The sequence below is a fragment of the Pseudoalteromonas sp. SCSIO 43201 genome, assembly GCF_023716725.1.
Lineage (GTDB): Bacteria > Pseudomonadota > Gammaproteobacteria > Enterobacterales > Alteromonadaceae > Pseudoalteromonas > Pseudoalteromonas peptidolytica.
In genome coordinates, this window is record NZ_CP072683.1 from 1,268,593 (window position 1) to 1,289,214 (window position 20,622).

The 20,622-nt window shown below is 46.2% G+C and carries 10 protein-coding genes; all 10 read right to left on the reverse strand.

What is annotated here, in order from left to right:
- Window position 1 precedes the first annotated feature (1 nt).
- Genes J8Z24_RS05455 through J8Z24_RS05500 form a run of 10 tightly spaced genes read right to left on the reverse strand, consistent with a single transcriptional unit; the run spans window position 2 to window position 20,600 of the window.
- Window positions 2-7,849: a non-ribosomal peptide synthetase gene (locus J8Z24_RS05455; RefSeq protein WP_252095446.1), complete on the reverse strand. Its 7,848-nt coding sequence runs from the start codon at window positions 7,847-7,849 to the stop codon at window positions 2-4.
- Between the two features lie 3 nt (window positions 7,850-7,852).
- Window positions 7,853-12,406: a non-ribosomal peptide synthetase gene (locus J8Z24_RS05460; RefSeq protein ID WP_252095447.1), complete on the reverse strand. Its 4,554-nt coding sequence runs from the start codon at window positions 12,404-12,406 to the stop codon at window positions 7,853-7,855.
- Between the two features lie 20 nt (window positions 12,407-12,426).
- Entirely contained in the window at window positions 12,427-13,182 is a 756-nt protein-coding gene (locus J8Z24_RS05465; protein WP_128731142.1) for a thioesterase II family protein, read from the reverse strand.
- Window positions 13,179-13,886, reverse strand: coding sequence for a hypothetical protein (locus tag J8Z24_RS05470; protein ID WP_147390329.1), 708 nt, complete (start codon window positions 13,884-13,886; stop codon window positions 13,179-13,181). The genes J8Z24_RS05465 and J8Z24_RS05470 overlap by 4 nt, the downstream gene beginning before the upstream one ends.
- Entirely contained in the window at window positions 13,883-14,614 is a 732-nt protein-coding gene (locus J8Z24_RS05475) for an SDR family NAD(P)-dependent oxidoreductase (RefSeq protein ID WP_125254180.1), read from the reverse strand. Before J8Z24_RS05475 ends, J8Z24_RS05470 begins: the two co-directional genes overlap by 4 nt.
- An 11-nt stretch (window positions 14,615-14,625) precedes the next feature.
- Entirely contained in the window at window positions 14,626-15,024 is a 399-nt protein-coding gene (fabZ, locus tag J8Z24_RS05480; protein ID WP_147390328.1) for a 3-hydroxyacyl-ACP dehydratase FabZ, read from the reverse strand.
- Window positions 15,021-16,166, reverse strand: coding sequence for an ABC transporter permease (locus J8Z24_RS05485; protein ID WP_125254182.1), 1,146 nt, complete (start codon window positions 16,164-16,166; stop codon window positions 15,021-15,023). The genes fabZ and J8Z24_RS05485 overlap by 4 nt, the downstream gene beginning before the upstream one ends.
- Window positions 16,159-16,926 (reverse strand): ABC transporter ATP-binding protein, encoded by a 768-nt coding sequence (locus J8Z24_RS05490; RefSeq protein ID WP_125254183.1) that lies wholly within the window; start codon window positions 16,924-16,926, stop codon window positions 16,159-16,161. Before J8Z24_RS05490 ends, J8Z24_RS05485 begins: the two co-directional genes overlap by 8 nt.
- Before the next feature lies 1 nt (window position 16,927).
- Window positions 16,928-19,111, reverse strand: coding sequence for a beta-ketoacyl-[acyl-carrier-protein] synthase family protein (locus J8Z24_RS05495; RefSeq protein ID WP_252095448.1), 2,184 nt, complete (start codon window positions 19,109-19,111; stop codon window positions 16,928-16,930).
- The gene (locus J8Z24_RS05500; RefSeq protein WP_252095449.1) at window positions 19,104-20,600 is read right to left on the reverse strand and encodes an AMP-binding protein; all 1,497 of its coding nucleotides are present in this window, start codon (window positions 20,598-20,600) and stop codon (window positions 19,104-19,106) included. Before J8Z24_RS05500 ends, J8Z24_RS05495 begins: the two co-directional genes overlap by 8 nt.
- Window positions 20,601-20,622: the final 22 nt, after the last annotated feature.

Sequence of the window (20,622 nt, forward strand, 5' to 3'; positions counted from 1 at the left end):
GCTAAATCCTCATGCTATTAGTTTGTTCTTGTTGTGATCCCGAGTCTGCTTTGATCTCGATATCGGCGCTCAGTGTTTCTAGGTTGTCGACGATTGCGGCAATATGGGTATGCTCAAACAAAGCCGAAATTGGGATGTTTAAATCCAGCTCTTTGTTACACGCATTCATCAACCGGATAGCTGAGATAGAGTCGCCGCCGATTTGGAAGAAATTATCTTCAATGCCCACTTGCTCAAGACCAAGTACCTGCTGCCAAATCTCACAAAGCTGGGTTTCTAAAGCATTGCGCGGTGCCACATAGAGGTTATCGGCTTGAAGCTCTGGTGCAGGCAGAGCCTTACGGTCAAGCTTGCCGTTACCGGTGAGTGGAATATGTTCAACTAGGATAAAGTGACTGGGCACCATGTACTCTGGTAATGCAGCACTTAGGGCAAGCTTTAACTCGGTAATTTCAAGAGTAGACTCTGCAACAAGGTAGGCGGCCAATGCTTTGCCTTGCGGTGCAGGTACATCAATCACCACGGCGTTTTGTACGCCTTGCTGATTGGCAATGGCAGCGGCAATTTCACCTAATTCAACGCGATAACCACGGATTTTTACCTGCTCATCGTTACGACCGAGATACACCAAGTCGCCGTTGTCTAGGAAGCGGGCTAGATCACCTGTTTTGTAGAGTTTGTTATGGCCGGGGTCATGACTAAACGGGTTATCAATAAAGCGCTCGGCATTAAACTCAGGGCGATTTAAGTAACCGCGGGCAACCCCAAGACCTGAAATATACAACTCACCCGGTGCGCCAATAGGCATGGGCTGGAGCGACTCAGATAATACATGAAGATTAACGTTAGGATAGGCTTTACCTATGCCTTGATGAAGGCGAGGGTACGCTTGTGCCAGCATCGCACCGACAGTGGTTTCCGTGGGGCCATATTCGTCGAAGATAGCATTAACATGGCCGCTTAAGGCGTCAATGGCCTGCTCAGTCAGCGCTTCACCACCGAGCATTAGGGTATCGACTTGTGCGTCACTGCCTGGTAAGAGTGCCATGGCAAGACTCGGTGTGGTTTTTACAAAACCAATATTCGCGGCGCTGAGGTGAACTCTAAAGGCGGCAGCATCAAGAATATCGCCTTCATAGACACACACGGTTTGCCCCGCGAGGAGCGGACATAAGGTGGTCGTGACTGACAGGTCAAAACAGTAGTTAGACGAAAAGTCGATGTTACGATACTTATCCCCTAACTGGCGGGTTAAGGCATGAAGGTAATAGAGCACATTGTGCTGAGTGAGCATCACGCCTTTGGGTTGCCCGGTTGTCCCTGAGGTGTAGATGATATAAGCCAAGTTAGTCAAAGCCGTTGGACGCACTAAATTCTCATGCTCCACCGCCAGTGCATGGGTATTGACACTGAGCGCTTTCACGCCTTTTCCAAGCACAGGGTTAAGTGAGGGTAAGTGACTTTCCTGCGTTAGCACCAAGTCGGTATTGGTGTCGGTTAAAATAAATTCAACCCGAGCTTCGGGGTAGTCTGGTGAAACAGGGACATAGGCACCACCGGCTTTGAGCACAGCCAACATAGCAATGAGCATCTCGCTGCTGCGAGAAAAGTAAAGCGCGATAGGGGTATCGGCAGGCAATAGGCCAGCTTGTACTTTGGGGTGCTGAGTAATGATGTGGTTGGCAAGGGCATTGGCTTTACCGTTTAGCTCGGCATAAGACAGCGCGTCACCGCTGCTGGTTAATATGGCTGTGTGTTCAGGGTAATTCGCGGCGTGCTGCTCCACGATGCTTGCCAGATCTTTATCGGTGGCAAATAACTCGGCGTTGTCGTGCCATTGACTGAGCGTTGCCTGCATTTGCTTATTGACCAAGCTAATGCTTTGATGGCGTTGTGTTAGCCGCTCCCCCAGCTGAATCAAAATGGCTTGCACTTGGTCAAGGATCCATTCTGCCCGCGCTGCGCTTAACCACTCAGCGTTGTAGTGCATTACAAAGTCTAAGCGGTCTGACTCGCTTTGAGCCACCACAGAAAGTGGATAGTCACCTTTTTCTATTGATTCTCTGAACTTCCAGCTGCCAGTATTTTCTGGAGTCGGGTAGTTTTCAAATACAAAGAGGGTATGGAACAAGCGTTGACCATCACGCTGTAATTTCGACAAGCTCATGTCGCTGTGGCTATTGAGTGCAGCTACGCCTTTTTGAATCGCTTTGAGGATGTCATTGCAACTTGCTTCTGCTTGCCAATTCACCACTAAAGGTAAGGTGTTGATGAATAAACCGACTGCTTGTTCAATCCCATTGACTGGAATTTCACGGCCAGATACGGTGCTGCCAACAATCGTTTGGTTATCACCAGAATAGGTTTGCAGTAACTTATGCCAAGCAAATTGCAGTGCCACGTTGAGGGTGACGCCAGCTTGCTGACAAGTATGTTGTAGTGACCTAAATGTCTCACCTTGAAGGCTAAACTGTACCGATTGCACTTGCTCAACAATTCGACTTTGCGACAAGTCATACTGGCCACCAAGCAACAAGTTTATATCGTTTGCGGTATTAAAGTCAGCTTGTTGCTGCTGCCAGTAGGCCTGCGTTTTCTTTGCATTTTTAAGATAATAAGCTTGCGCTTCTAAATAGGTTTGCTGGGTTTGCACCTCAGGTGTATCCCCAGCACAAAGTTGACGATAATATCCCGCAACCGCTTGCAGCATTAACGGTCCACTCCAGCCGTCATTAATGGCATGGTGCTCGGTTTTGATAAGCGTGTAGAAGTTTTCACCACGCTTAAATAAGCTGAAGCGAATAAGCCCAGGTTGGCTTAGATCAAACGGTATTTGTCTGTCTGCGGCTTGCGCCTCTTGAATAGCTTGTTGTTGGCTGTGTTCGTCAAGGGATGACAGATCTGTGATGGTAAAGTGACTGTCGTCAATACTGGCATCGCGACACACCACTTGAAGTAGGCACTCTTGCCAATCAAAAGCGGTGCGAAGAATTGGAAAGCGAACCGACGCTAAACGCCAAGCATGAATAAAATGCTCAATCTCTAGTGCTTGCTCAATATCCATGACGAGTTGCACCCGATAGGCATCATCTGTTGGGAAATTTACGGCATGATAGATAAAACCTTGCTGTAAACTATTAGCAGGGTAAAGCGCTTCAATATTATAGCGCTTGCTCAGCGCTTGATAATGGTCATAAGACAAATCATTTAACCCCAAGTCGCTTGGGGTTTGCTGCGGCGCTTGCGCGGCTAGTTCACAGCCTGCATTGATGACTTGGAGAAGCGCCATTTCAAAGTGCTCAACAAATGCCAAAGACTGCGATGGGGTTAACCTTGAAACTACATCAAAGTGAAGCGCAGTACCGCGAACTGCACCATTGATGTTGAGTAGTAGTGTGTTATCAGCCTGAGCGTTCGCCTTAGTCATCACATAACCTGCATGAGTATCATCGAGCTGCCAGTCTTGGTTTTGCTGCTGCTGATTCAATTGACCTAAGTAGTTAAAGCTCACCTGAGGGCGGATTGCACTGACTTTATCTGCTTGTACAAAAGCGCCATAACCTACGCCTTTATCTGGAATGTGGCGCAGCATTTCTTTGGTGTTTGCGATGGTTGTAATAACGTCGTTGTGGTGTTCAAGGCGCACCGGATACATACTGGTAAACCAGCCTAGGGTTTGTGACACATCCAAGCCGGGGTCGATATTTTCTCGGCCATGGCCCTCAAGTTGAATGTGGTTGATGCTACTTTCAAACGTGCTGTACAGGGCAATATTGAGGGCGGCCAACAGCAAGTCGTTTATCTCAGTGTTTAAACCCAGGTTGGCCTCTCGTAGCAGCTTAGCGGTTGTTTCTTGTTCTAACATGATGCTGTGCTGTGAGTGTGCTGAGTAAGTAGGTTGGCTGGTAAATCCTTGTTGTACCTGCTGCCAGTAATACGCCTGCTCTGGGTGAGTTGCAGGGTAGGCGGCAATGGCATCTACCCACTGACGATAGCTGGTAAGCTTGTCTGTTAGTGCTTTGCCACTCAATAAGGTTTGTAAGTCTTGGCTTAGCACACGCCACGATACGACATCAATAATGACGTGATGGAAGGCAAAAAACACCTGATTGCCCTGTGCTGTTTTTACTAACGCAGCTTGCCACAATGGGCCATTAAATAAATCAAAGTGGCTTTGCAGTTTGGTCAGCTCGTCAAACACTACACTGTTACTTAGCTCGGTTGCATCAAGTAATGGCACTTCAAACTCAATTGCCTCCTGGTACGCTTGTTTTATCCCGCTGGATGTCTGAACAAAGTGACAACGTAGCATGTCATGATGTGCGCTCAGCGCTTGAATAGCTTGCGTCAGTGCACGATGTTCAATGTGCTTTGGCAAGTTAAGAGTAAATGCTTGGTTCCAATGATTTGGATCTGGTAGCGCCAAATCAAAAAACCACTTTTGGATTGGCAGTAGTGCAAACTCGCCACTTAACGTGCCTTGCTCTGTACGTAGCTCAATGGTGTCGTTACTAACATGTTGAATGAGATAAGCTTGCGCTGCGATATTTGGGGCATCAATGATGTCTTTAACCTGGAGGTTAAAACCAGCTTTACGCAGTGCAGACACAAGTTGAATACTGACAATAGAGTCGCCACCGACTCTAAAAAAGTCATAGTTGACACCCACCTGTTCTAATCCCAATACTGACTGCCAAATACTGCATAGTTGCTTTTCTAATTCGCTGCTGGGTGCTTGATAATTGTCCTCATCCACCATGGTGGGAGTAGGCAGTTTTTTGTGATCAAGCTTACCATTGTTATTAACCGGTAATGCCGACATGATTTCAAAGTAGCTTGGGATCATATAGCTTGGTAAAACCTGAGCCAGCTCCTGCTTTACGGCAGTTAAGTCTAGTTCGCCGTTCTCTGGCACGATATAAGCGGCAAGCTGCTTGTTGCCAGCTTGCTCGAATACCACCACGGCAGCCACTTTGATTTGTGCCAATTCATTCAGTTGTGCTTCTATTTCAGAAAGCTCAATTCTAAACCCGCGGATCTTCACTTGGTGATCGTTACGGCCTAAGAACTCTAACGCCCCTGATTCAGACCAACGTGCTAAATCCCCTGTTTTATAAAGCTTATCCAGCCCAAGTTGTTTGGCCTTTTCGCTTGCAAATGGATTATCGATAAAGCGCGACGCCGTCATCTCTGGTTTATTCAGATAACCGCACGCAAGTCCGGCACCTGCGATAAATATCTCGCCTGTAGCTCCATGAGGTACAGGTTTTTGGTATTTGTCTAACAACAGCACTTGGCGATGATTGATGGCTTGACCAATGGGGACTGGACCGTCAATCTCGGCACACGGATAAAACGTAGTAAATGTGGTGCTTTCAGTTGGCCCATAACCATTAACAATCAGCTCTGGTCTAGCGCTTCTGGCAAGAATACTCTTCACTATGCTTGGGGTGATAGCTTCACCGCCAGTGATAACGCAGCGCACATGGTCATAGATAGTTGGCTGTTGTAAATACAGTGAATCAAATAATGTTCGCGTTAACCAAAGCACACTTACGCTGTGCTGTTTGATTAATCTCGATAGGCTGTCAGGCTCAGCACCTTGTTGTGCACTTGCTACGACCAATTTGCAGCCGTTTATCAGCGGTGTCCAGATTTCAAACGTGGCGGCGTCAAAATTTGGATTAGATAGGTGAATAAATACATCGTCTTCAGAGGTATTTAGTAAGTCGGTGTTTTGCACCAAAGAAACCACACCACGATGGGGTACGACCACACCTTTTGGTTCGCCCGTTGTGCCCGATGTGTAGATCACATAGGCTTCTGTGTGTGCGTTTGCATCTGTTAACACAGGTTGTGCGCCTGCAAGCACTAGGCTATCCAAACAGGTGATTTGCGGGTGAGCTTGACAACTTGAAACCAGCGCTGCAATGCGTGGGCGCAATTCACTTTGGGTCAAGATAAGGCCGAGCTGAGTATCGCTGAGCATATATTCGATGCGCTGATCTGGGTAATCAGGGTTCAGCGGCACATATGCACATCCGGCCTTTAAAATCGCGAGCTTCGCCACAACCATATCGACAGAGCGCTGACAGAATAGACCGACAAAGCGCTGGCTAACACTAAGGTCTACATGATCTTTAATGTAGGCGGCAAGCCTATTCGCATTTTGTTCTAATTCTTGATATGTCAGCTGTGTTTCGTTCTCAACCAGCGCGATTCGCGTCGGCGTTTTTTGTGCTTGCTGAGTAACTAATTCATGGATAGTAGTGTGCAAATAATCCGCATGCTCATCTACTTCAACCATTGGCGCTCGCTCATCAGCACTTAACAAAGAAATTTGACTATGCGGCTGGTTCTCATCAGCAACCAGGGCATCTAACACCAATGTCATCTGGTAGAGCAATCGCTGTGCTTTACTCGGTGCTAGCATGGTTTCGCAAAAGCTTAATTTGAGTAATAAAATGTCTTGCTGTTCAACGACACTGATGGTGAGCGGGTAGTCTACTTTCTCAATCATTTTATCGAATGACCACTTGAGTACATCTTGCCCTGCTGGCGTTGGGTAATTTTCAAATACAAATAAACTGTTGAACAGGCGAGTATTTGGCTCCTGTAGCTGTGACAATGAAACGCTACTGTGGCCGTTAAGCTCAGCAATTTTGTCTTTCAAAGCGCTCAGTTGGGTGGCAATACTAGCGTCTTCTTGCCATTCCAGTGCCAGGGGCAGGGTGTTGATGTATAAGCCAACACTGGTATGGATCCCATCAACCGGTAACTCACGACCAGAAACTGTCGTACCGACAATGGTTTGCTCAGCATCGCAGTAGTATTGCAATAATTTATGCCAAGCAAACTGCATCAATACATTCAATGTTAGTCCTTGTTGCTTAGCAAACGACTTAAGTTGCTGATAACGCTCTGAGGAGAGTTTTAACTCCCTTGCCGCTGCTTGTCTGATTTGTGAAGAGCCGGATTGGTCAATACTTTTGCTTAATAATCGATTGATATCATTGGGCTCAGCAAATTTTGCTTTTTGAGTCTGCCAATACGTGTCGCTAGATTTTTGGTTTTGCTGGTACAGCGCCTGCGTTTCTAGGTACGCAGTTTCCTCTTCTACGATCACCGGCTCGCCATTAACGAGCTTGCCATAGTTTTGGTGCACGGTTTGTAACATTACCGGAAAGCTCCAACCATCGCTGATACTATGGTGCTCTGCTTTAATCAAGGTGAAGTGTGTAGCGCTGCGTTTAACGATAGCAAAGCGCATTAATCCAGGTTTAGTGAGGTCAAATGGCGTATGGCGATCATCGTGTATTAATTTATCTATACGTGCTTGTTGCTCGATTTGGCCTAATGTACTGAAGTCGTAAAAGCTAAAGTGATCTGGAGTGAACCCAGCTCCTCCTTTGATCACTTGAATAATTTCATTATCCCAGTTAAATGCGGTACGTAGTGCAGGGTAGCGCATTGAAGCCAGTATCCAAGCTTGTTGGTAAGCATCAATGTCGAGCGCTTGATGGTAATCAATCACTAATTGGACGCGATACGCATCGTCGTTAGGCTGGGCAAGGTGATGGTAAACAAAGCCTTTTTGCATGCTGTTGGCATCATAAATAGCACGGATCTCAGAGGCTCTTTTGCGCTCTGTCGCGAGGAGTTGTTCAAAGTCCTGCTCAGAAAAAACCTGCTGCGACGTAAGATAGTCAAGTAATATGGTCTTATTTGCTTTGAGGTAGTCAACCCACTGTTGGCTGAGTCCTTGTTCACCGTGGACAATCTTCAACTTGTCTACGTTGGCCCAAAGCGCAATATTATCCTTTGCAAGTGATTGGCATAAATTCAACATGGTTTATATCTCTAATTCTTGTGTTTTTTCAGACTGAGTTGAGGTGTGTTCTTGTGGTGTTTCATGTAGCTGAGATTGCAATGCGGTGAGTTGCTCCTGTGAAAGGGATTCGGCACCAAAGTCACTCGGTGTACTTACTCCACCATGGGCTTTAGCCTCAAGCGCTACCTCAATTACTTCATATAATGCGTGTGTTAAATGACGTGCAAATGCCTCGGTGAGATTGCCATCAAGCAAGGAATCTACTTTTATTCTCAGCAGTTCCCCTTGAACTAGTGCATTGATATCGAGAAGTAAATTTGAGCTGTTCTGAGCTGAACTTGTCTCAGTTTGTAGCTGGTTGTCTATCTGCCATAGCGCATCACTTTGCCTGCCCATTTGACCTAGGTAATTAAAACTGATGCTTGGCAATGTTAAGCTGGTGTCTTGCAGTTGTGCACAACCAAAACCAAGTCCTTTGTTCGGGATTTGGCGCAGGGCCTCTTTGACATCAATAATGGTGTCGCCCAGGGTGCGCTGTTGTGTCAGCCGTAGTGGATATAAACAGGTGAACCAACCGAGAGTTTGGTTAATGTCAACATCATCGCGCCACATTTCACGGCCATGGCTTTCAAGGGTAACGGCGTGCTGAGTTTGTCTAAATGTTTTACTCAACGCTTGGCATAATGCCGCCAGTAATAACTCTTCACTTTGGGTATTAAACCCAGCGTTGGCGTCACGCAGTAAGTGAGTCGTAGCTTTTGCGTCTAATTCCAACCAAACTGTTGAAGGAGTGGCTGCCATAACTGGTGGATAGCTAGGCAAGTTGGTTGCTACACGTTGCCAAAATGTCATTTCTTGAGGGTGTGCCGCAGGATAAGACTGCATCATCTCCACCCATTGACGATAACTGGTACGTTTAGCGAGCAGCTCACCACGCTCTAGCAGTGTTTGCAGATCTTGGGCAATGATCCGCCAAGAAACAGCATCTATAATTAAGTGATGCAGCGCAAAGTGAAGTAGGTCATATTCTTCACAAAATGCTTGGATATGCGTGACTTGCCAAAGCGGGCCGTGACAAATATCAAACTGACTTTGTCGTTTGTTTAGTTCGGTAACAAGTATAGGAGACTGGCCATCCAGGGTATCAAGCGCTGCCATCGTGCTAGTATCGCGATATTCTTGGCTAATATGGCCTTCAAATTCCATAAAAGTTGTGCGCAACATATCGTGTTGTTCACTCAAACTATGTAATGCTTCTTGCAGTTGAGCGTGGCTATAACCAGTTGGGATTCGAATGGCAAAGGCTTGGTTCCAGTGGTTTTCATCAGGTAATTCCTTATTGAAAAACCACTGTTGTATTGGCAGTAAATCAAAACGCCCAGTTAATAGCCCCTGTTCTTGTACGATTTCGCGTTGAGTTGCCTGCACACTGAGAATGCGTTTACTCAGCGTGTATGCTGTTGGACAGTCAAAAATATCTTTAACTTGTAGCTCAATACCTTGCTGTCGGAGTGAAGCAACGAGCTGAATTGTCAAAATTGAGTCGCCGCCGATGGCGAAAAAGTCGTCTTTGGTACTGACCTTTTCAATCCCCAGTAACGATTTAAATGCCTCGCATAGCAGGGCTTGGGTTTCATCCTCTGGCGCCACGTATTCGTTTTGGCTTGTAAGCACGGGCTCAGGCAAGGCTTTGCGGTCTAACTTACCGTTACCGGTTAATGGAATTTCAGTCAATTCTGTCCAAGTTTTCGGTAGCATGTAATTAGGAAGCGCTTGTGATACTTGTGCTTTGACTTGCTCAATTTGGCCCATAAATTCAGGGTTAAACTTCAAGTAAGCGGCCAGGTATGGGACGTTTTGTAAGGTGCGGTCAATAACTACAGCTTGGGCGACTTCAGGCAGTTGGTTGAGTACGCCCTCGATTTCACCAAGCTCGATGCGATAGCCTCGGATCTTCACTTGGTTGTCGTTGCGACCAATATACTCCAGTTCTCCATCCGGTAAGCGTCTTGCTAAATCGCCGGTTTTATAGAGTTTGGCATGGTCTTGTTGAGCATCTTGCTCGGTTGCATATGGGTTGCTAATAAAGCGTGTTTGGGTTAACTCTTCACGGTTTAAATACCCCCGAGCTAGACCGGCTCCGCCAATATATAACTCTCCGCTTGCGCCGGGTTCGACTAATTGCAATTTGCTGTTTAATACGTAGGCTTTCATATCAGCAATCGGTCTGCCAATGTGTGACGCCTTAGAGCTAGAGTGCGGTTGCAATGCTTTATAAGTTACATGGACGGTGGTTTCTGTGATCCCATACATATTGACTAGTAGAGGCTGTTCATCGCCATAGTGATGCCACCATGGGTTGAGCATTTCAGGGTTAAGCTTGTCGCCACCAAAAATCACATATCTCAATTGGTCAAAGTTTAATTTGGCACGAAGGGCGGCGGCACTAAATTCGTAAAAGGCTGCAGGCGTTTGATTGAGTACAGTAATGTGGTTGGTTGAGCAATACTGTGCAAATGCTTCAAAATCACGAATAAGACGATTGTCAGGAATACACAGTTGGCCGCCATACAGCAGCGCCCCCCACATTTCCCAAACACTAAAGTCGAAGGTATAGGCATGATATAAGACCCATACGTCTTGGTGGTTAAAGCCATAGTCTTTTGCGGTTGCACTAAACAACCTGGCAACATTTTCGTGGGTTTGCATTACGCCTTTTGGTTTGCCTGTCGTACCTGAGGTATAAATGATGTAGACCAAATCTTTCGGCGACTGATTGATTTTTGGCGCTTCATTGCACTGTTGCTGGGGAGCAAGTGGTGTAACTAATGGACAAGTCACCTGCGCCACATGACATTTATCTTGCGCTGCCGCGTACTGCTGTTCATCGACTAGTAATAGACTTGGGTTGGTATCGCTCAAAATAAACGTTGTCCGCTCGCTGGCATGATCAGGAGACAGTGGCACATAAGCCGCACCCGCTTTAGCCACCGCAATAATTGCAATTAGCATCTCAATAGAAGGCTGCATATATAGCGCAATTAACGTATCAGCGCTAAGTGACTGTTGATACTCAGACTGGTATTGGTCTCGTAAATACAGAGCAAGGGCATTGGCTCTGGCGTTCAGGGTTTGATAATCAATAGACTGCGTTTGGGTTCGTAGTGCAATCCGATGCGGGTGCTCGATTGCCGCTTTCTCAAACCATTGATTTAGGGTGATGTCTGAGAAGAAGGTTTTATTTTCTTGGTTGCTGCGTGCCAAAATAAGCTGTTGCTCTGCCTCATCAAGTACGGGAAGTTCGGCCACATTTATATCGCTTGAGTGGGTAAGTAATTCAATAAAGCGTGCTTGAATATCGGTGATCCGTGTCATGGCGACACGAGAGAACACAGATTTTGCCGCGACCACTTTGCGGCACAGGCCGCCTTCTGTTTCAAAGTGGGTAAACTCGATATCAAATTGAGAAACGCCAGGCTCAATAGATACGCCTTTAACGAGAGTGTTACCTGCTGAACCTAGAGTCAGTTCATACCCCTGACGACCAATCATCAACGGGGTGATCCCCGGACGAATACCATTGCTTTTTAATCTGGCCAAGTAGTTACAGGTGACATTAATATGTTTTGCAGCGTCTTTATTGCTGTTACCAGAGAGTAATAACTGCGTCAGCTGGTTACTGACTTCATTGATAAGCGACGCGCCACTGTATTGCTCAATATCGCAAATAGAAACCGTTTCCACGTCAGAGTAGTGACCCAAAATTGCTCGCGTTTTTCGGGTACGACGAGCCATTGGAATACCAATGGTTAAGTCGGTTTGTCCGGTAGTATGAAATAAAGTCAAAAAGACACTGGCGAGCACCACGCTAAAGCTGGTCACGCCAGCTTGAGCGGCTGCCTGTTTTACTTGTTTTAATGCCTGCGGATTTTCTTCGCGAAAGGCAATACCGTCGTAATGGTGTTTGAGTGTCTCGGTATTACTTTGATAAAAGTCGATTGGATAGAGCGCTTGGTTTTCTGATTTGCTGTCGCGGGATGGCTTTTCCTCAAACATCACGTTGTAATCAAGTGGTGCAAGGTTAAGCTCCGTGTTATCAAGCACCGCCTCAATACAAGCGAGTAAGTCACTCATGAGCACTTGCAGCGCCCACTGGTCACAATTGATGTGATGACCTTTAATGATCAGTAACAGTCTAGTGTCAGATCCACAAACATAAAACTGAAAGGTTTCTTTTTCGATATTGATAGCCTGTTCAATTATTGTCTTAGCGGTGTCAGCATCAGTGTGTGAAATGAATTCTGGCGCAACATTAAGTAATAAAGGTGGGGTGCTGAGTAACTCCAGTTGCGGCTCATTTTTTGTGTCATTGATGCAGCTTGACAAGATAGGGTGGCGTACAAATAAAAGTTCGAGGGCTTGTTGTAATACCGGCTTGTTAAGCTCGCCGGTAAATGTCACGGCACAAGCGATATTATAAACCGGGTTGGCCAAATCAAGTTGTTGCGCTTGCCATACGTGAAGCTGTCTTGTTGAAAGAGGCTTGAAGTTGGCGTTAATAGACAGTGAGTTCATTACGTTATCCTTTTTTCGCTCTAACACAGCGGCTTTTGCCAATTTACTTTGTGGTATTTGGTTTGTTGTATGCGGGTTAGATGCCGTGTTACTGCACGGGTGATCACCTCACATGCAAGCGTTGGATGAGGTTGTAAATACATGTGATCGCCCACAACATGATGGTGCTGAAAATGGTTCTCACAGTAGGGATACCAAGCGCGATAAGACTCGGGGCTTACTAAATGATCCTGTGTTGCCAAAATAAGCTCTACAGGCATGGTAAGGGTAATATCTGTGCTTACGGTTTGCTCCGCGAGGGTAAAATCATCCTTAAACATACCTGTGATTACGGTTTCCACTTCTTGGCTTAGGCGGTGCGCTGGCAGCATATCAAGCTGATACAAAGTAGCGAGTAGGTCGCTATCACTCAGTTTCGCGTACTGTGTCACAGATGGAATACAAGGAGCACGACAGGCTGATAGACATACTAAATCTGGGGTTGCCAAGGCATGTTTACGGAGGTGATCAGCGAGCTTATACGCCACCATGCCACCGAGGCTATGACCAAAGAATACGCAAAGCCGCTCACTGCGTGACTGAATTTGCATATTTCTACTTAAGTGATCAAGTACTTCTTGCCAATCCTGCTGAGATTGTACCCCTGCTTTAGTACCGCGACCGGGTAAGTCGATACCGTGCAGCTGCCAATGGTCAGGTAAATACTGTGCCCACTTTCGAAAAAACAGTGATGAGCCGCCAGCGTGATGAAAGCAATAGAGATCAACTGGCATCATAGCTTGAGCTCCAACGTAGGGGTAAATGCTATCGACTGGCCGGTTAGCATGGTGTTGGTTCTCATAAAGTTGACAAGGTATTCAACGAGATCTTGATGGCTAAACACCGCAGGGCGGGCCCCAAGTACACCGCCTTTAAGATTGCGCTTTTGCATTCTTGCGGCTTTGCTATCAGTTGCAAGCAATGGGAGCACAAAACTATTTACCGCAAGCTTACTGCCTTGATACTCTCGAGCGAGTGTCATCATCAGCGCATTATGGGCGTGATTACAGACACTAGCAGTGGCTTCTAATTCGTAATTTAGCGTGTCTGATTGGGTCAAAAACACCAGATTACCACCACTCATCCGTAAGCTATCGGCGATTACTCTAAGCACAACAAAGGCATTTTCCAGCCGAGCTATCACTTGCTCACCGACGCTGATGTCTTCAAGCAACTTGCTCTCATCGAGGCGATTGGCACAATGTAACACCATCACTTCTTGTTGCTTGTTGTGGGTTTCAAACCAGTCTAATAGTACTGCGGTGTCAGATGTACTGAGCGGCGCATCTAAAGATAGATATGTAGCTTCTGGGTTTTGTGCAACAACCAAAGGGCTGGCATTAATCAGCAGTATCGGGTGTTTTTGTGATAATAAATGGGCAATAAAGTGGTTATCAAACTCACCAGTTGGATAGAGCAAAATAAACGCTTGAGCATTCATACCGCAAGCCCTCCGTCTAGCCGGAGGACATTTCCAGTTTGATAATTTGACGCACTTGAAGCGAGATAAAGCGTGGCATCCGCGATTTCCTTTACGCTCCCAACGCGGCCAAGGGCGGTGTGTTTTAACACCGGGTTGATAATACTGGCAGGAATATCATCAATCATATCGGTGGCGATAAAAGTTGGCGCGAGGGCATTACAATAAATGCCACAGTGCCCATATTGGCGAGCAATTGTCCGAGTTAACCCAATGATTGCGCCTTTTGAAGTGGCGTAGTTGGCTTGTCCTTCACGGCCGCTGATCCCGCTTTGCGACACCATGTTGATAATTTTGCCAGCGCTTTGTTTTGTCATTACAGGCAACACGGCCTGGCAGCACTGTAACGTGCCTTTAAAGTTTATGTCTAACACGTCGTGAAATGCGTCGTAAGACATTTGCGAAAACAAACTATCTTGGGTGACGCCAGCATTATTCACCAGCACGTCGACTCGACCTGTGTCGTTAACTGCTCGGCGAATAGCTGCATTTACAAATTCACAATCAATAATATTGCCACTTTGCTGGACAAAGCGAGCTTCATACTCAGGCTGATGTAATTCTGTAATCGGGGTTTGTGTGCGGCAAAGACCGTATACGCGAGCACCCCCTTGTAAAAAGGCCAGTGCAATGCCTTTGCCTATCCCTTTGGATACGCCAGTTACTACGACTGTTTTTCCAGTAAACACAAGCTAATTCCTTAATCCGTGTAAACAATGGTGAGTTCGGCTTTGGCGACCAACTCATCTTCAACATGTGCCTGCGCTTTGAATCGAGCCAGCGCGCCAAACTCGGTCTCTAATTTCGCAGTCACTTTTATGATCTCGCCCGGGCGTACAGGGCGGTTAAACTTAGCCTTCTCAATTGAAGACAGCATGCCTCCTGTATGGGAATTGTTGCAGCAAAGGCCACTTATTTGCGCCATGGTTTCAATAATGAGTACCCCAGGGAAAATAGGCTCATCGGGAAAGTGCCCTTGAAGCCCCGGCTCGTTATGTGAGATAAACTTAAGCCCAACAATCATCTCACCTGGTGAGTGTTCAATGATCTTGTCGGCGAATTTAAATGGTGCCTGATGTGGCAAGTTGTCGGTGATCATGATTTTTCATCTCCCCAGTCAAAGCAAAAGTAAACAATGAGAAAAAACACCACGCTGGTGACACCTAAAATAATCAATTGTCGACTGACAGCCACAAGCTCAACACCTTGGTTGGCTACTAAGCGCAGGGCATCCAAAAAAGCAGTAGTGGGCAGGAGCGACACAATTTCCCGTAACACAGTAGGGAAGTTGGCGGTGTCGAAGTAAATGCCTGATAAAAACATCAATGGAAAATAAAGTAGGTTGGCAATACCAGAAGATACTTCGACGCGTTGGCTGCGTGCGCCAACTAAAACACCGAGCATACAGATACAAAATGAGCCTAACGCCATGACTAAAATGATGTCGACAACATTGCCCTGTAGCGTGTAGCCAAATAAAAAGTGAAATGCCACAAACAAGATAGCCATTTGAAATACCAGCAAGAACAAACGTGCAAGCACGATCCCAATAATGTAATCGCGACGCTTAAAAGGGGAGAGGCGAAGGCGTTTGAAAAAGCCGTTCTGCCTATCAGATACTAGGCTATTGGCAATCGATACTAGTGCCAGGCCCAGAACCTGCAAAACGATGATCCCAGGGATCAACCAATCTGTATAACGGTAGCCTTTGACGCTAACCACATTACTTTGCATCACCTGACCGTTAGCTTGCTCTTTTAGGCGCAATAAATAATTACGTGCCATTAACGACTCATCGGAGTTATGGGTAGAAAACATCGCATTTGGTGCGAGATATACTTCAGGGCTTATCTCATTTTGTAACTTACGCAACACGGACCCAGGAGAGCTAATCACTTCAGCCAATTGTGCCGATGCGAAACTGTCTTCGAGTACAATTGAGTCCGTTTGCGACAGGCGGGTAACGGTGATCAGTGGGTCTTCCTCCATGGCTTTTAACCACTTTTGTTCAATTTGCTCACCATGCATTACGACCACATTAATTGGTGACATTTTTGGTCCGCCAGAGAAGGCCTGAATGAGCAATAAAGCGATGAAAATAGGCAAGCCGAACGTCCATAGCAACACCGCTTTATCGCGGAAGAAAGGCCGAATATTGACCATCATTAATTGCCAAAAAGGATATAGCTTTGTTTGACTTGGCTGCGTTTGGTTTAACTTAGTTTGACTTAACTCAGGCATAGCTTTGCGCCTCCATTGTGGAACCTGTAAGTTTTAAAAATACGTCGTTGAGCGTGGCTTTTCTTGGTTCTTTGATCACTGGTGTTTTAAAGGTGCGATTAATGATGGCGCTTGGTGCACCTGACTCAATGATTTGACCTGAGTTGATAATGGCCAAGTTGTCACATAAAAATTCGGCTTCATCCATGTAATGGGTGGTTAACAACACGCAGGTTCCTGCTGCTTTAAGATCTTTGATGATATGCCAAAACTCTTGGCGGCTGGTGGGATCAAGCCCTGTGGTTGGTTCATCTAAAAACACCAGTTTTGGGTTACCCACAACAGCCATGGCGAGAAATACTCGTTGCTTTTGCCCGCCGCTGAGCTCGCTCAGCCAAGCATCTTTTTTCTCGCTCAAATTGAAGCGCGCTAACAGAGTGTCAATTGGCGTATAACTTGGGTAAAAGCTGGCAAATAACTCAACGCATTCTTTTACTTTGAGTTTTTCGTAGAGGTTATTGTGCTGCATTACACCACCCATCAGGCTGCGTAATTTCGTTTCATCCTGCTTCCAGTTGAGTCCAAACAAAGTCACCTCGCCAGCAGTGGCACTGCGCAGCCCTTGAAGTATTTCCAACGTGGTTGTTTTACCTGCGCCATTAGGGCCAAGCAGTCCAAAGCATTCTCCTTCGCTCACGCTGAACGACACATCGTCTACAGCGACTTTGCGTGTTCTTTTATAGACCTTCCTTAAGTTTTTCACTTCAATCACGGTTGTCATGTTATTTCCTTACTGTTCGTAAAATACATCCCGTCATACTTCCCGCGAGATTAACGCTCAGGAGAAGGGTTTGATCTAACTCGGTATTATTCGTTGGTGTATTTAGTGCGTGCATTAAAGCTTGCACCGCTAACTCAGTACTATGTCGTGGTACGCATTGAGGTTGATACTTGATAAGTTGCGCTTGTGGTAAATGACAATCTAAGCTGGCTGCGATTGCACCAAAGGCGCTGTCGTGATGGGCACTTAACACGATATTGCCGACTCGACTCAGTTTACTAGCGTGCGCTTTCAGCAGCTTATCTAGTGAATTAGGCTGTTGCGTATCATTGATTTGAATAAACTCGATTATTTCAGCAAGGGGTTGGTAACCGGCAGGTAATACTGCGCTGGTGGCAAGTAGTGCTGCGCTAGCAAAATGGCCAATATCCGCATTGAACTGATGGGCAGCCCACACTTGCTTTGACAGCGCTGTGTCATCTTGTGACCCACATACCATTGCGTAACGGCTACGGCCTTCACGCATATCAAGCGTTGCACTCCATAAAGCATGTAAAAAATCGTTACCTAAGTCACTCACGCACGTAGCGGAGTTTTTAAAACCAAACCCCAAAGCTAACTGCCCCAAAGTGGCATTGACGACTGTGTTTGGAAAATGCGTGCTTTTAAGCTCTGCAATACCTTCACAGAACGACGCTAAGTTTTTATTGAGTGTTTCTGACGAGCCAATGGGGTTAGCGTAGTACGCGGCGAACTCGGCAAGTGGTAATTGAGTTAAGTCAAGTTCACTGTCTTGCAATGCAAACTGACAGGCGCCCAAGGCGAATTGGGTCACATTTGGCGTACGACGCTGAAATAGCGATGGGAATTGCTTTTTCAAGTTAAACTCACTAAAGCCATCGGTTTTGTTTTCTCTGGCGAAGTAGACTCTTTCATCACAGAGGCTGGTGGCGGTGAGTAAATAAACTGGTTGTAGTGATTGACTGGGTATGGGCTTTTCTTGGTGACTAAGTAGCATGCTAGTGTTATGACCGCCAAATGCTGAGTTAGTCACGGCAAAGACATCGACAGTGTGCGACTTTGGCTGGTTAGTGACTAATTGATAGTCTTTGCAGCATGGTCTAACTGAATCAACCCCAAGTGTTGCGGGTAATAGTCCGTCATCTTGGCTAACAAGTGTTGAGATAAGCTCTACCGCACCGGCTGCGCCTAGGGTATGGCCAAAGTAAGATTTGCTGCTGGAAACCCATGCTTTTTGCATCGCCTGAGTGCCAATTGCCGTTTGAATGCCATTGAGCTCTGCGCCATCGTTTGCAGGAGTACCGGTACCATGACTATTGATGTACTCAATATTGCTGGCTGTAACAGGCGCAAAAGAGAGTGTTTGTAATAGCGCTCGGCGCACACCGTCGCCTTCAGGGTTGGGAGCGGTGGCATGGTGCGCATCTAAACTAGAACCTGTAGCCAGCAATTGATAGCGTGCCGCCGCCCCGCGTTTGTTGATATGTTGTGCTGACTCGAAGATTAAGAAACCAGCACCTTCACCAAGGCTTAAGCCCATTTTTTCACTATACGGGGCACAAGGTTCAGGACTCAGTGATTGTACCGATTGAAAGCCACCATAGACCAGCTCACTTAGCGCGTCGGCGCCACCTGCAATCACTACATCAGCTTGGTCGTTCTCAATAAGTTGTTTGGCAAAAGCTATGGCGCTGCTGCTTGCTGTACAGGCTGAGGTAAACGTCATTATCGGCCCCTGAATACTAAAGTGACGGCTTACATCAGTTGCTATCTGGTGTGGAGGGTAAAACTTAAATCCTTTTTGATGTTTACCTTTTATGCTCTCTATTAACGAAAACATGCCACAGTTGGCATTACCTAAAATAAAAGCAACCCGAGTGTTGTCGACCTCGCCTAATACTAAATCTGCATGTGTTAGTGCTTCTTCTACAGCATGGATGGCATACTGACTTGCCAGATCCATTTCATAATTATCCGCAACATATGCTTCAAAATTGACGGCGAGCGCTCCCACATTATGTGCAAGCCCCTGAGTGTCAAAACGGTGAATACGGCCTATTCCCGTACGGTTTTGTTTGATGCAAGTCAGCATCGCTTGGCGATTTTCGCCAGCAGCACAGAGTACGCCATATCCAGTGATGAAAGTTTTTTGTTTATTATTCATGTACGCTTTCCTGTAGTGCCGAGAGGGTGATTTTGCCGAGTTCGTTTTCAGGAAACTGCGCGAGAAAATGAACTTGTGGCGTGGGTAAGTCTTTAAACCAACTCCTAATATCTTGAAGTGCTGGTGTGTGTGACAATCCTTCGACAAAGGCGACTAGCTCGCCTCCTTTATTGTTATTACTATCTTCAATAAAAAAGACCCGGTGGCGCAGCCCGGCAAAATGCTCCGTGAGGACTTTTTCGATACTTTGTAATGAGAAACGCTTACCGGCATATTTAAAAATCTGATCAGCGCGCCCCGCGTGAGAGAACTGGTGGGGGTTGCTAAAGACCAGTTTGTCTTTGAGTTCAAATGCTTCACAGTCAACCACTAAAAATGGGGAGCGGATCATCGTTTTTTGCTCAGCATTTTGATAGATGTCGACGACACTAAATTTGGTAAATAAAGTTTCGTTACAGGTAAGTGGCCGATACCCAATACCGCCAGTTTCAGTACTTCCTAGTACCTCAAAAGCACGGATTGATAACGCTTTTTGCTCAGTCAATTGAGTTAGCTTTTGCTCCTTCTCACCTTTGAAGGGGGCACCAGAGCTAATCAAGTAATGGTGTTGGTAACTGATTTGATCTGCAACAAAATCAAACATGGTTGGTGTCAATATCACGGCAATATGCTTGTTTTTGATAGGTTGTAAGTCCGGTGTCGATCCCAGCTCATAGCAAACAGGCTTACCAAGCTGGAGTGGGAGCATAAATGCCCAAATAAACCCAAACATATGGCGAATATCTACACACGCACAAAAGTAATCGACGTCGCCAAAGCCAAAGGTATCGGCAAAGGTAACAGCCTCAGCATGAAGAGAAGCGATGGACTTTTGCCAAATTTGCGGCTTACCAGTACTACCCGAGGTTTCAAAGCCAATGGTTTTATCGCTATATTGTTGTAAGAACTGGGTAATGGAGCCTGGTTGTACTACCTCATGTTGAGGTGTGATGACTAAGTCTTTCCAACTAAAAGCATCTTGTGAGGTCGTAGCGGTGGCACAGAGTACAGGTGTGATGTTATGTGCAAGTAAGATCATCACACTTTTAATAATATCGCATGGTGCACTATCTTTTATTACTCTTACTGTGCCGGTAATCTCAATATCTTTGCTTGCCTGAATAAGCGTTAATAGTGCCTGTTCACCTAGTGCGGAATGTTGATCTGTCCAAGTATCTAACAGGCTAGCTTGCTTTTGCTGTGTAAGCTTGGTGATGATTTGTTCTGCTAGTGTGTTCAGAGTAACAGTGCTCAATTCGCCCAAATCACTGAGCTTGAATGCTTTCTTACATGCTGCGGATAACTGCATGAGGTCGACCGAATCGAGAAATAGTGGCGCCTCTAGCAAGTTGGCATCATCATCTAATAGGTTTAATTGTTCTATATCTACTTCTAACTCAGCTTCAATCAGCTGTATGAGTGTTGAACGAATGGCACTGTTTGTTTGCATGGTGTCCTTCCAAGCGAAATGG